This is a genomic window from Clostridioides sp. ZZV15-6598 (genome assembly GCF_020657705.1).
Taxonomy (GTDB): domain Bacteria; phylum Bacillota; class Clostridia; order Peptostreptococcales; family Peptostreptococcaceae; genus Clostridioides; species Clostridioides difficile_F.
This window is the reverse complement of record NZ_JAGWCS010000043.1, coordinates 1-14,062: the sequence shown is the minus strand read 5'-3', so window position 1 is coordinate 14,062 and position 14,062 is coordinate 1. Positions and strand designations below refer to the sequence as shown.

Here is a 14,062-nt window from a genome sequence, read left to right as displayed (position 1 = left end):
GATTAATATAAGAATAATTCATACACCTTACTATAAGATGTATCCTATCTTACATATTAGTAAGCTTTAAAAAACTTAGAGTAAATGTACTTCCTTGTGAAAAGTCACTTTCTACAGTGATAGTTCCATTGTGTTGTTCTATGATAGATTTGACTAGTGGCAACCCTAGTCCAAGACCTTGATTACTTTTTGAAAACTTACTCCTATAAAATCTTTTAAATATATGATGTATATCTTCAATACGAATTCCATTTCCAGTATCTTTCACTGAAATAATAGTTGTTATAGGTGTTTCAATCCACTCTATCATTATTTTATCGTTCTCTTTTGTATTATCTAAGGCATTTTTTATAAGATTACTTAAAGCTTCTGACATCCATTCATAATCACAAAACAAGTTTGTATTTTCTAGACCTCTTATAGAAATACTCTTTCCTTCTTTTTCTGCTCTAGTTTCAAAACCATATAAAATTTTAGTAATCAGTTTTTTTATGTTAACACTATCTTTGTTAAGAATTATTGTCTTTGAATCTATCTTTGTAATCTTTAATAAATTTTGTATCAATGATTCTATACGCTCTAATTCATTTTGACTCTTCTGTACAAAATTTTCAACAACTTCACTATTATGACTCTCTTCTTGCAATATCTGATTATACATCATCAATGCTGTAAGTGGAGTTTTTAGTTGATGTGATATATCTGAAATTGTATTCTTAAGAAATTCTTTATTCTGCTTTTCTTTCAGTATGTGCGTGTTTAGAGATGTTGACATAGCATCTATTGAACCAAATAACTTTGATAAGCTACCTTCTTCATAAGTATTTAACCGTACATTTATATTTCCATTCATAAATGAATCAATTTTATAACTAGCTTCTTCTATCTTGTTTTGTTGCCTAAAAAAATACACATACAATATGAAAATAATCATAGTAAAGAACACAAATAAATATAGAAACATAGTTTTTATATATTTACTTTGAAACAATTTCACACTTGGCATAAAACTATTATCTGTATCAAAGTCATATCCAGCTGTATTTAAGATTTCTTTTCCTTTTAAAATATACTTATCTTCATTAGTAGTAAATACTGCTGGTATTTTTGATTTATCAACACCCATACTATGTAAGTATCCAGCTATATTATAATCATGTTCTACCAGTTCCCTTTTATAATCCTTAGTTATATTTATAACTACTATTTGACCTGCTACTATAAACATCAATAAAATGGATATAATCGCTAGAAAAAATATTTTTATGTCTTTATTAGAAAATAACTTCATATTAACACCCTCACTTTGTAACATTCCATTTGTAACCCATTCTTCTAATTGTTAATAAAAATTTTGGATTTTCTGGATTATCTTCAATCTTATTTCTCAGCCTTCTTACATATACTGATAGAGTATTATCATCTACAAAACTACCATTCCCATCCCATAACTTGTCCAATATATTTTTTCTCGTAAGTACAATATTTTTATTTTTCATAAATAAGCACAATAATTTATATTCTGCTGTAGTAAGCTCCAGCTCAATTTCATTTTTAAAAACACGATTTTCAAGTAATTTAACAGTAATAGTATTTGATTTTAATTCAGTTACATTTTCATTTGTAAAATTATAACGTCTAAGTAAAGCTTTTATTCTTGAAATTAACTCATTTAATTTAAAAGGTTTTGTTATGTAATCATCTCCACCCATATCAAGCCCCATCACTACATTTACTTCTTCATCAGAAGCAGTTAAAAATATAATTGGCACATTAGAAACTTCTCTTACCTTTTTACAAATATCAAAACCATTACCATCAGGTAAGGATACATCCAAAAGCAGTAAATCATAATTTTTTTCTTTGTACATTTGCAATGCTTCTTCTACTGTTCTTGCTACATCAACACTAAATCCATTCTTTTGTATAGAAAATTCTAATCCATATATCAAACTTAAGTCATCTTCAACCAACAATATACTACTCATCTCAATCACTTCCATTTTTTTATTTTTTACTTTTCATATATTATATACCTAACTTATTATATTTTTACTCTTTTAAAAATACAATACCTTGAAATCAATAATTTAAATATTTTTATATGATTTTATATCATTAATTTAATACTTTGAAATCTTAATAATTAAAAAAGCTTAAAATACACTAAGTATTCTAAGCTTTATTTAATCATATTTTATATATTTGTATTATTTATCTTTTTAAAATACTATTTTCAATACTGCCTTTATCAAACATTTCATTATCTTTACCATTATCTATAGAGATATCACTTATATTTCTAATATTTGTTGAATAGTTACCACTAAGTTCCCTCTTACCGAAATTAATATACCCTATCTTTTGTATTACAAATCCCATTGATGCAAGTAAAATAGCAAATATTATATACTGACTAAAGTTACTCATATAATAATTTATAATGGTATATTCATTTCCTGTGACTGTTAACTGTTTTGTAGATAGCATAGTATATATATATTCAGTACAATTTATAAATACATATATACCATAAATAGCCAACAAAATAGATAAGCAATACATTATAATTGAAACTTTTGATATTTTTTTAAATTGCTTAACTCCAAAACCTTTTTTCAACTTCTCAATAAAATCTTTCACTTTAACTCCTCCAATACATTATTTAATAAAATATAATAATATTAGTATATAGAGTCAATGTGTTTCTGGTATTAAGTTTTCATGAATTTTATATGAGTTATTAATTTTGTATATGCTTATTTCCAGCGTTTTAATGTTGGAAAGAAATTATTCATCATACTTCTTGCTTCATCTTCAGTCATGCCTTTATTACTTTGAACCATAGGAGGTATACAGATTTCTATCATCTCTTCCATACTTATATCAGCAGTAAATTCCCCCTCTTTAAAACAATAGCTACAGTAATCATCACTTTTACTTCCATCTTTATTTGTTCCATACAATTCATTAGTATATCCCATTGGCATACCACAACATTGACAAAACCTAGTTTCTTCCATTATAATCACTCCTTGTATATTTTTCTTTGGCTCCTAACCATATTTAAATTATAGCAAGAGTAATATGACATGATTGTGTCATATTAAAAACAAAAATACTAGTAGAATTTATATCTTAAGATATAAATTCTACTAGTCTTTATTTTATTTGCTCACTTAAATTTTTGATTCTTAAATAAAAATTATATTCTATTTACTTTAGTCTTTATAGCTGCTTCCTTAACTGCTTCAGCAACATTTTTTACTACATTTTTATTAAATACATCTGGTAATATATATTCTGGACATATTTCTTCATCAGTTATTGTATTAGCAATTGCATATGCAGCTGCTATTTTCATTTCTTCATTTATTTCTTTAGCTTTAACATCAAGTGCCCCTCTAAATATTCCTGGGAATGCTAAAACATTATTAACTTGGTTAGGGAAATCTGAACGACCAGTTCCCATTATAAACGCTCCACCTAATTTTGCTTCTTCTGGCATTATTTCTGGAGTAGGATTTGCCATTGCTAGTATTATTGGTTTTTCAGACATACTTTCAACCATTTCTTTTGTTACAGTTTTTGGACCTGAAACACCTATAAATACATCTTTACCTTTTATAACTTCTTTCAAAGAACCTTTTTCATTTCTTATATTAGTTACATCTAACATTTCTTTTTGAGCTAAATTTAATCTTTCCATGTTGGCTTCCAACGCACCACTTCTGTTGCACAATACTATATTTTTAACATTCATCTTAAGTAATATTTTTGCTATTGCTATACCCGCAGCACCTGCTCCATTTATAACTATTTCTAAATCTTCTATCTTTTTGTTTTCAATTAACTTTATTGCATTTATTATTGCTGCTGCCACTACTATTGCAGTACCATGTTGGTCGTCATGAAAAACAGGTATACTCAAAGATTTTTTTAATCTATCTTCTATTTCAAAACATCTTGGAGAAGATATATCCTCTAAATTTATTCCTCCAAATACTGGTTCCATTAATTCCACAGACTTAACTATTTCATCTACATCATTAGTCTTTAAACATATTGGAAAAGCATCTACATCTCCAAATTGCTTAAATAATATAGATTTACCTTCCATAACAGGTATAGCTGCTTCAGCACCAATATTTCCTAATCCAAGTACAGCACTTCCATCACTAACTACTGCTACTAAATTACCTTTAGAAGTATATCTATAAACATCCTCTTGATTTTCATGTATTTTTAGACAAGGCTCTGCAACACCTGGCGTATATGCTGTTGATAAATCATCTTTAGTTTTAACTTCTACCTTACTTTCTACATTTATTTTCCCTTTATTAATTTCATGCATTTCTAATGCCAATTTTGCATAATCCTTAGACATCAATTTTCCTCCTTAAAATGTGTACAATTAAATTGTTTTGTATTTTTAGTATTTATATAAATTTTCAAAATTTATTTACATGCATAAATTGCTCGACCTTGCTCATAGATATTATTTCCATAACTATCTATAGCTACTGTAAGTTTAAGGTCTTCTACTACAATCTTTCTTATAGCTTCAGCACCTAAGTCTTCATATGCAATAATTTCACATGATTTTATCGAATTTGAAATATATGCACCAGCTCCTCCTATTGCTGCAAGATAAACTGCTCCATACTTCTCCATACCTTGTATAACTTCTTCACTTCTTTTTCCTTTACCTATCATCAATCTAAGACCTCTCTCTAAAAGAGGTATAGTTAAATCATCCATTCTATAACTCGTTGTTGGACCTGCTGCTCCTATAACTTCTCCTGGTTTTGTTGGAGTAGGACCTACATAGTATATACCTTGACCATTTACATCGAATGGTAACTCTTCACCTTTATTTATACAATCTATCAATCTTTTATGAGCTGCATCTCTTGCTGTATAAAGTATACCGCTTAGACTAATTGTATCTCCACAATTTAATTTAGCTATATCAATCTCACTTACAGGTGTAGTTATCTTTATCATTTTATTTTTCCTCCTAAATTACTACCTTTTTATGTCTTGATGCATGGCAGTTTATATTTACAACAACAGGAAGACCTGCTATATGTGTAGGAAAAGTCTCTATATTTAACCCTAAAGCTGTTGTAGTTCCTCCTAATCCCTGAGGCCCTATCCCCAATTTATTAATAGAGGCTAATAATTCACTTTCTAATTTTGCGATATTTTCATCTTCATTAAATTCGCCTAGTTCTCTAAAAAGTGCTTTTTTAGCTATTTGAGCACATTTATCTACAGTTCCACCTATGCCAACTCCAATTACCATAGGAGGGCATGGATTAGGTCCAGCTTCTGATACTGTATCAATGATAAATTTTTTAATTCCTTCTAATCCATCTGATGGCTTTAACATCTTCATTTTACTCATATTTTCGCTTCCAAATCCCTTAGCAGCAAACTCTATTTTAATTTCATTGCCTTTTACCATTTCATAATGAATAATGGCAGGAGTATTATCCTTTGTATTTATTCTACTAATTGGACTTACAACAGATTTTCTCAAATATCCTTCCTCGTATCCTTGTCTTACTCCCTCATTTATAGCATCAGTAATTGTATCTCCTTCAACTAAAACCTCTTGTCCTATTTCAACAAAAAATACAGCCATACCAGTATCTTGGCATATTGGTATATTTTTTTCCTTTGCTATTTCAGCATTTTCAACTAATATATTTAATATGTTTTTTCCAACTTCACTTTTTTCAGTTTTAGCTTTCTCTTTTATACAGCTTAAGACATCATCTCCTAAGTATAAACTAGCCTCTATGCACAGTTTTTTTACTTGTTCAACAATTTGTTCAGATTTTATCTTCCTCAAGCGAACATCCCTCCATTACTTTATAAAAAATATTCGTAATCATATTTACACTTTACCATCATTTTTAAAATTTCTCAATATTTTTATATCAATTACATAATAGTAGTTAAATGTTTATTTTTAAGTCATTATTTATTTTATTAATCATATAATTTTTTGTCATTACTTTTTTATCTACAATACCTATTTTTTTATTACATCTGCAAATTCCACTTTTATAAGTTCTTGTAAATCAAGTGGTGATAATTCTATTTGGTATCCTATTTTACCAGCACTTACTATAATTGTATCTAATTGTTTTGCACTTTCATTTACAAAAGTCTTATAAAGCTTCTTCATCCCTACAGGAGAACAACCACCTCTAATATATCCTGTAAGCTTGTTTATATCTTTTACATGAATCATATCCACACTTTTTTCTTTAGCTACTTTTGCAGCCTTTTTTAAGTCTAAATTTTCATGTACTGGTATTACATATACATAAATACTCTTACTAACTCCTTGAGTTACTAGAGTCTTATATACTTCATTTACATCTCTTCCTATATCATGTGCTACCTCAACACCATCTACATGTTCACTTTTGACTTCATAAGATAGTACCTTATAATCAATTTTATTTGAATCTAAAATTCTCATAGCATTAGTTTTTACTTTAATCATACATTCACTTCCTTTTTATAAAATACGAACATTATCCATATTTTCGAATATTCTGTACTATTCTAATAGAGTATTATAAGTATTAATAGTTAAAACAAGTATATTTTAAAACGACAATATTATTATAACTCTATATTAACTTCAAAACTTCATTTTTTTCTAATTCACTAGAATTTTTTAGTTCTTTTTTTATTCTCATAGGAGAATCTCCTAAAATAAATATATTATCTGCTAAAAATAATGCTTCTTCAATATCATGAGTTACAAACAAAACAGTTCTTTTTTCTTTTTTAAGTATGTCTTTAAAATTATCCATTATTATTTGTTTATTCTTTGCATCAATGGATTTAAAAGGTTCATCCATTATAATAATCTTTGATGGATAAATAAAAGCTCTAGCAATATTTACTCTTTGTCTAAGGCCCCCACTAAGCATCTGGGGATAAAAATTTTTATATTTACTAATTCCAACCAAATCTAAATATTCATCACAAATTTTATCTAATTGAGTTTTATTATAGTATTTATTTACAACTATCTTTATGTTTTCTTCTACAGTTAACCAATCTATGAGCCTATCTTCTTGAAATATGTAACTTACCTCTAACTTGCTCCCAATTTTATTTGAACTTTCTTTAATATTTAAATTACAAGTATCATTTTCTATAATACCACTTATTATATTTAAGAGAGTAGTTTTTCCACATCCAGATTTTCCAAGTATACAGTTAACATTATCTATGTAAAAATCAATATTAAAATTTTTAAATATAATATGACTATCATATTTTTTATTTATATTCTCAATACTTAACCTTACCTTTTCCATAAAAAAGCTCTCCTTGACAAAAATTTTTGAGCTACTTGTAAAATGGCTGAAATTAAAACTATTATAATTATCCATGCAAATATCCCAGATGTATTAAAATTAATTTTTTCAGTTTGTATCATAGTCCCAATACCATATGTAGGTTGACTATATACCTCTCCTGCTATAGCAACTTTTAAGCTTAGTGAAAATGTCGATACTAATATAGATATAATTTGAAATTTTATAGATGGTAAATAAATTTTCAACACCTTATCTATAAATCTTATCTTATACACACTTGCCATTTCTAATAAATTCTTATCAATACTTAATATTGCTCCCAAAACACTATCATATAATATTGGAAAAACTATAGCAAATCCAACTATAAAAGGTGTACTATCTTTTTCAAACCAAATTAGTGCAAGTACTACTAATATCATCGTTGGTATTGAACGTGCTAGAGCATTAATTGGCTTTAATAAATTTCTAAAAATTCTACTTAAATATGCTACTATCGACAATATGATAGCAAAAATCAAAGCAAATAAAAAACTAAAAAAACATCTACCTATTGAATAAAGTATGTCTATATAGAAGTTAGAATTCAATGCGATTTCTTTGATACTACTAAAGACTTGATTTATAGTTGGCAAGAATATATCATTGTTAATTTTTAAAGCAATAATTTGCCACAAAAATAAGAGGATAACACAAGAAAGTGTTACCTCTAATTTGTCTATAAATTGTTCTTTAATTTTCTTATTTTTCAACAAAGTATATTGCTTCATCTGGCACTTTGCCTCCTACTGTCTTATCATCAAAATTAGCTAATTTCTCATAGTAGTTTTTGTAATCATTAATCATATCTTTAACTGGAATATACTTTAAATTAGCCCTTTCAAGAGCTTTGCCTATTATTTTAGGTTCAGTAGATATTTTTATCTTCTCAGAATATTTACCTAATTCCTCAGGATTTTTATTTGCCCAATCTACACTATTTGATAATTGTCCTAAAAAAGAATCTACAAATTCTTTATTGTCTCTTAAAAAATCAGATTTTATAATTAATGTAGATTGAGGATATCCATCTTTGGAGCCACTTACTTCTCTCCATGAATCATTTAAACTTTTTATAATTTTTATATTTGGATTCTTGGACATTAAAGCACTAAGTGCAGGCTCTGGAACAATCCCTGTTGTAATTTTTCCTGTAGCCAATAACGGTACTAATTCGCTTGCAGAATTTACATAATTAAAATTTATATCTGCTGGATTTATATCCTTTTGTGATAAAAGACTTCTTATCGTTATATCTGGAGTAAGACCTTTCCCTGTACATCCAACTTCTTTCCCAATTAAATCAGAATAATCCTTTATATCATCCGTTGATACTAAATAAAGCGACCCCATACCTACAGTACCAACTATATTATAGCTTGAAGTTTTATTATATGCTATTGCAGCCATATTTGATGGAACTATAGCTATATCTACATCTTTTTTCATTACTCTAGTAGAAATTGCCTCTGGTGTTTTCTCAATGTTATACATTGTTTCATATCCATCTTTAATTGCTGGATTTTCATTTGCTAATTTAGCTACTGCTACCGCTGGCAATCCATCTGGAACAGCTACCTTTACTTCTTTAACAACTGCTGGTTCTTCTTTTGGCTTTTCATTTTGACCTTGTGAACACCCCACTAAAAAAATTACACTTAATGCTGCTGATAACATTATATAAATATACTTTTTCATCTCTTCCTCCCAAAACTAACTTTTTATAAAATAATTATATTTATTTATATTAATTTCTGTTAATTTATCGAATAATCCTTCTTATTTAAATATTTTTATTTACCTATGCCTATTTTAATATTTTTTCTTTCTCTTACTTGGACTTTTTTGTTGTTTTTTATTGTTTCTATTATTTGCATTATATTTTTTATTTTCAGTAGAAGTCTTAGATTTATTTTTATTAGAATTATTTCTATTAAAATAAGGTTTCTCATCCTTTGGTTTTATTAGACATCTATGTCCAAAACCTATCAAATCCTCTCTTCCAGCTTCAACTAATGCAGAATATACCAAGTCATAATTTCTAGGTGCTCTATACTGTAATAAAGCTCTTTGCATTGCTTTGTCACGTTTTGATTTTGGAACATAGACTGGCTTCATTGTAAGTGGGTCTATTCCTGTATAAAACATTGTAGTCGATAGTGTTCCAGGAGTTGGATAAAAATCTTGAACTTGCTCTGGTTGATAATGAGTATCTCTCAAATATTCAGCTAACTCTATAGCACTATTTAATGTAGACCCTGGATGACTAGACATTAAATATGGTATCAAATATTGTTTTTTACCTAATTCTTCATTTATAGCAAAAAACTTCTGTCTAAATTTATCATAAGTTTTTCCTGCTGGCTTTTGCATATATTCTAAAACTTCTTCTGATATGTGTTCTGGAGCCACCTTCAATTGACCACTTACATGATGTTCTATTAGCTCTCTAAGAAACTTATTATTTTTATCTGCCATTACATAGTCATACCTAATACCAGAGCGTACAAATACTTTTTTTATGTTAGGTAATTTTCTTACAGCTCTAAGTAAGTGCAGATATTCACTATGGTCTGCATCTAAGTTTTTACATGGTGATGGAGATAAGCATTGTCTATTTTTACATGCACCTTTAGTAATTTGTTTGTTACATGCTGGTCTTCTAAAATTAGCTGTTGGTCCTCCAACATCATGTATATATCCTTTAAAATCATTTAATTTTGTTATTCCTACTGCTTCATCAATAATTGATTTCTCACTTCTACTTTGAACAGCTCTTCCTTGATGAAATGTTATTGCACAAAATGAACAACTCCCAAAACACCCTCTTGAACTTACTATGCTAAATTTTACTTCTTCTATAGCTGGTATACCACCAGATTTCTCATATACAGGATGATATGTTTTTTGATATGGTAATCCATAAACTTCATCCAATTCTTCTCTATTTAAAGGCTTCTCTGGCTTATTTTGAACTAAATACTTACTTCCATGAGGTTGAACAATTATATTTCCTCTAAATGGGTCTTGTTCATCATATTGAATTTTAAAAGCCTCTACATATTTCATTTTATCTTCACATATTTCTTTATATGATGGAATCAATATATAGTTATCGTATATTTCTTCTAGTGTATCTGCAACATAACATGTCCCATCAATATGCCTAATATATTTTGGGTCATATCCATCATTAAGTGCATTAGCTACATCCACAATCTGCTTTTCACTCATCCCATAAACTAATAAATCTGCTCCACTATCTATCAGCATTGACTTTCTAACCTTATCACTCCAATAATCATAGTGGGCAAATCTTCTTAGACTAGCTTCAATTCCTCCAATTACTATTGCAACATCGCTATATGCTTCTCTTATTTTATTACAATAGACTATTGTGGCTCTATCTGGTCTGTAGCCCATTTTCCCACCAGGAGAATACATATCCTTATCTCTATGCTTTTTACTCACTGAATAATGATTCACCATTGAATCCATATTCCCTGCATTAACCAAAAATCCAAGTCTAGGCTTTCCTAATTTCATAAAATCATCTGTCGTCTTCCAATTTGGTTGTGCTATTATACCTACCTTATATCCAGCATTTTCTAAAACTCTAGATATTATTGCTGTACCAAAACTATGATGGTCTACATATGCATCACCTGTAACCAACACAAAGTCTAGTTCTTCCCATCCTCTATCTATCATATCTTGTTTACTTATTGGTAAAAACCTATTTTCCATATCATCACCTGCTCAATGTATATTTAACAAATACTTTCTTAAAATTAAAAGTATCTTTTAATTTTGTTCTTAACGCTTAATTATAACACAAAAAATACTTAAAACCACAACTTAAATAATTTATATGAACGTTTTAGGTTCAATAAATCCAAATTGTGATTTTAAGTAAATCTATAATACAGTAATTTAAACGTTTTATTCAATTAGTTAGGAAATCTTTACAAGAAGCTAATTTAAATATTTCCTTGAGACTCAACACTATTTACTTCACTCCCAAATATTAAGCATGCATCTTTACCATCAAACCATTTTAAAGCAGTTGTCGTTATATTTACATTTACACCAAATTTTTTGTTACGCATAAATGATTTACAAGTATCAGTTCCATCTTTTAAACAACTCATAGGGCATTTCCTACATTGTTTATTCTGATTGTTCCATAGTGCTTTATAACATAAATCACCTACATGTGTATCTGGTGCTGACTCAAGCATCTTTTTATTGATAAATAACAGCTCATATGTGTTTCTGTCAACAACATAGGCCCATATGTCCATGTTATCCATTACAGACTTTTGAACTTCTAAAGATTCCTCTAGCTTACTCTGGATACGCATTTTTAATAAAAACATACTGAGCGTCTTAGAAATAAATGTCAATGTATCCACTTCATCACTAGTCCACATACGATTATATGAACATTCATCAAATCCTACAAAACCTCTAAATTCATTACCTTCTAAAATTTTACACTGTAATATTGAACATATCCCTTGTACTTTAAGCAAATTTTTTAAATCGCCATTGAGATTATCAACATCATTACAATAAAACAATCCATCTGCATTGAAATTTAAAAGATAATTTCCTAAATGACTATAGTAAATATTCTTAAGATTATCAATTTCTGCTGTTATTCCTTCATTACACCATTCAAATGTATTTTTACAGTAGAGGTTATCATCCGAGTTTTCAAATATATAGACACGACTCACATTAAAATGTTTACCCACAATATCAAGAATCAAATTTACAGCCATTTCTATATTATTTGATTCATACAGTATATCAAATATATAATTTGTAATATGCTCCTTAAAAGACCTTTCTATATTGGTATTTTCATCTGTATTTCTTGTATTTGCTATATATTGTACTTTATCAATTTTTTTATCATACAATGCATAACGATTCTTTCCTTTACCCTTAGCTGAGTAAAGAGCTATGTCTGCATTTCTAAACAATTGCATGTACTCTGTACCATCTTTTGGAAATCTAGCAATTCCTACACTCAAAGATATTTTATAATTGTATCCTTTGCCTACAAAAGACCTCTCAAACGTTTTGACTAGTTCCTCTGCTTTGTTCATAATATCTCTTGTTTCAGAAATATCTTTCATGAAAACAATGAACTCATCTCCACCAATTCTTCCTACTATATCAGATGCCCTAAATAAGTTTATTAAATCACTTGCAATTTCACTTAATACAGCATCACCATATAAATGACCTAAATTATCATTTATACCTTTAAAGTCATCAATATCAATAATCATTAAAGTACCTTGTCTGTTTTTATCTAATGTTATATATTCTTCTATAAGTGCTTGTGATGCCTTTTTATTATATAAGCCTGTTAATGGGTCTTTTTCAGCTCTCTCTTTTAATTTTTCAGCTTCTCGTTTTGATTCATCAATATCAGTTAAACTACCTACAACTTTATAAGGTATTCCATTATCATCAAACAGTGTCGTTGCTTTTATACTAAACCATGCATAAGTAGTATCTCTAACTCTAAGTCTAATTTCACACTCCTCATATTCACTTCCTGATGAAGTAAGCTTAGTTAATGAAATAAACTTATCTATATCATCAGGATATATGTCAACTGATTTGATTATGTTTTTCGTTGCATTTTCAGTTATAGGGTCATAACCAAATTTATTGTACCAATTAGGAGAAATACTCATTTGGTCTTTTTCTATATTCCATTCAACTATAATATTCTGTGTTTGATTTATAATAATCTCATGACGTTCTTCACTCTTTTTAAGCTCTTGCTCTAACAATTTAGCAGAAGTAATATCTACAATTACACTACATAATACTGATTTTTCATTTTCATCAACTATTTTTCTTCCTTTTAATAAAATCCATATAATGCTACCATCTCTTTTTTCAACCCTTCGTTCACATGCAAATGTATCACTTACTTTAAGTTGCTTATTTATATCATCAATCATCCCAGCTCTATCATCTCTGAAAATCAGCTTGATTAATTTATTATCTAATTCATCTTCTAACTGTTTACGTGTATATCCAATCATATTTAAATAACCTTCATTTAAATATATACTATCAAAATCATCATTTATCTCAGTTATCACGATTCCACCAACAATACTATCATTAATAGTCTCTATTTCAAACCTTTTTGAGTCTAATTCTTCTTGTATTTTCTTGAGTTCTGTTATATCAGTTAAAACTCCCTGTATAGACTCATTTCCTTTACTATCTTTTATAGATTTACTTCTATCTAAAACCCAAATTATACTTCCATCTTTTTTTACAATTCTATATTCAACTTCAATTTTATCTTGTCTTTTTAATTGATTCAAAACAATACTATTAACCTTGTCTACATCTTCTTTATAAATTATATGTTTAAATCTATTTTTAAAAATTACATCTAAATCCTCTTCAGAATAACCTGTAAGTTCCAAAAATCCCTGACTTACATAGGTCATAGTCATATCCTTATCTTTCAAACAATTTTTAACACCACCTAATATATTATCAGTAAGTGTCTTAAATTTTTCTTTTTCATTTATAATAGTCTTCGTATTATTATTTATAATATAAGCTATATATACTACAAAAATTAATATAACTAATAATATTTCTAATGCAAATATATATAC

The 14,062-nt window shown here is 28.1% G+C and carries 13 protein-coding genes; all 13 read right to left on the bottom strand.

Annotated features, from left to right (window positions below; all coding sequences use genetic code 11):
* Positions 1 to 49: 49 nt before the first annotated feature.
* Positions 50 to 1,291, bottom strand: coding sequence for a sensor histidine kinase (locus KGF50_RS10350; protein WP_227847963.1), 1,242 nt, complete (start codon positions 1,289 to 1,291; stop codon positions 50 to 52).
* 10 nt (positions 1,292 to 1,301) lie between these two features.
* The gene (locus tag KGF50_RS10345) at positions 1,302 to 1,988 is read right to left on the bottom strand and encodes a response regulator transcription factor (protein ID WP_227847962.1); all 687 of its coding nucleotides are present in this window, start codon (positions 1,986 to 1,988) and stop codon (positions 1,302 to 1,304) included.
* Positions 1,989 to 2,214: 226 nt separating this feature from the next.
* On the bottom strand, positions 2,215 to 2,643 hold the full coding sequence (locus KGF50_RS10340; RefSeq protein ID WP_227847961.1) for a hypothetical protein: 429 nt from the start codon (positions 2,641 to 2,643) through the stop codon (positions 2,215 to 2,217).
* Between the two features lie 116 nt (positions 2,644 to 2,759).
* Positions 2,760 to 3,023, bottom strand: a complete 264-nt coding sequence (locus KGF50_RS10335) for a zinc ribbon domain-containing protein (RefSeq protein ID WP_227847960.1) — start codon at positions 3,021 to 3,023, stop codon at positions 2,760 to 2,762.
* A gap of 182 nt (positions 3,024 to 3,205) precedes the next feature.
* Entirely contained in the window at positions 3,206 to 4,387 is a 1,182-nt protein-coding gene (locus tag KGF50_RS10330; RefSeq protein WP_227847959.1) for an NADP-dependent malic enzyme, read from the bottom strand.
* A gap of 71 nt (positions 4,388 to 4,458) precedes the next feature.
* Positions 4,459 to 5,007: a Fe-S-containing hydro-lyase gene (locus KGF50_RS10325; RefSeq protein ID WP_227847958.1), complete on the bottom strand. Its 549-nt coding sequence runs from the start codon at positions 5,005 to 5,007 to the stop codon at positions 4,459 to 4,461.
* 13 nt (positions 5,008 to 5,020) lie between these two features.
* Positions 5,021 to 5,860 carry a fumarate hydratase gene (locus tag KGF50_RS10320; protein WP_227847957.1) on the bottom strand — a complete coding sequence of 280 codons (840 nt, stop codon included), beginning with the start codon at positions 5,858 to 5,860 and terminating at the stop codon, positions 5,021 to 5,023.
* Between the two features lie 183 nt (positions 5,861 to 6,043).
* Positions 6,044 to 6,523, bottom strand: a complete 480-nt coding sequence (ybaK, locus tag KGF50_RS10315; RefSeq protein ID WP_227847956.1) for a Cys-tRNA(Pro) deacylase — start codon at positions 6,521 to 6,523, stop codon at positions 6,044 to 6,046.
* Between the two features lie 130 nt (positions 6,524 to 6,653).
* Positions 6,654 to 7,352 carry an ABC transporter ATP-binding protein gene (locus KGF50_RS10310; protein WP_227847955.1) on the bottom strand — a complete coding sequence of 233 codons (699 nt, stop codon included), beginning with the start codon at positions 7,350 to 7,352 and terminating at the stop codon, positions 6,654 to 6,656.
* A complete protein-coding gene (locus tag KGF50_RS10305; RefSeq protein WP_227847954.1) occupies positions 7,340 to 8,125 on the bottom strand; it encodes an ABC transporter permease subunit in 786 nt (261 codons plus the stop codon). The genes KGF50_RS10310 and KGF50_RS10305 overlap by 13 nt, the downstream gene beginning before the upstream one ends.
* Positions 8,097 to 9,092 (bottom strand): MqnA/MqnD/SBP family protein, encoded by a 996-nt coding sequence (locus KGF50_RS10300; protein WP_227847953.1) that lies wholly within the window; start codon positions 9,090 to 9,092, stop codon positions 8,097 to 8,099. The genes KGF50_RS10305 and KGF50_RS10300 overlap by 29 nt, the downstream gene beginning before the upstream one ends.
* A 114-nt stretch (positions 9,093 to 9,206) precedes the next feature.
* Positions 9,207 to 11,141 (bottom strand): YgiQ family radical SAM protein, encoded by a 1,935-nt coding sequence (locus tag KGF50_RS10295; protein WP_227847952.1) that lies wholly within the window; start codon positions 11,139 to 11,141, stop codon positions 9,207 to 9,209.
* Between the two features lie 233 nt (positions 11,142 to 11,374).
* On the bottom strand, positions 11,375 to 14,062 hold a 2,688-nt coding region (locus KGF50_RS10290), incomplete at its 5' end, for a sensor domain-containing diguanylate cyclase (protein WP_227847951.1).

Bases quoted from the DNA above. Each gene is read 5' to 3' on its own strand.
- KGF50_RS10350 (WP_227847963.1), bottom strand. From the start codon at position 1,291: ATGAAGTTATTTTCTAATAAAGACATAAAAATATTTTTTCTAGCGATT.
- KGF50_RS10345 (WP_227847962.1), bottom strand. From the start codon at position 1,988: ATGAGTAGTATATTGTTGGTTGAAGATGACTTAAGTTTGATATATGGA.
- KGF50_RS10335 (WP_227847960.1), bottom strand. From the start codon at position 3,023: ATGGAAGAAACTAGGTTTTGTCAATGTTGTGGTATGCCAATGGGATAT.
- KGF50_RS10330 (WP_227847959.1), bottom strand. From the start codon at position 4,387: ATGTCTAAGGATTATGCAAAATTGGCATTAGAAATGCATGAAATTAAT.
- KGF50_RS10325 (WP_227847958.1), bottom strand. From the start codon at position 5,007: ATGATAAAGATAACTACACCTGTAAGTGAGATTGATATAGCTAAATTA.
- ybaK (WP_227847956.1), bottom strand. From the start codon at position 6,523: ATGATTAAAGTAAAAACTAATGCTATGAGAATTTTAGATTCAAATAAA.
- KGF50_RS10310 (WP_227847955.1), bottom strand. From the start codon at position 7,352: ATGGAAAAGGTAAGGTTAAGTATTGAGAATATAAATAAAAAATATGAT.
- KGF50_RS10305 (WP_227847954.1), bottom strand. From the start codon at position 8,125: ATGAAGCAATATACTTTGTTGAAAAATAAGAAAATTAAAGAACAATTT.
- KGF50_RS10300 (WP_227847953.1), bottom strand. From the start codon at position 9,092: ATGAAAAAGTATATTTATATAATGTTATCAGCAGCATTAAGTGTAATT.
- KGF50_RS10295 (WP_227847952.1), bottom strand. From the start codon at position 11,141: ATGGAAAATAGGTTTTTACCAATAAGTAAACAAGATATGATAGATAGA.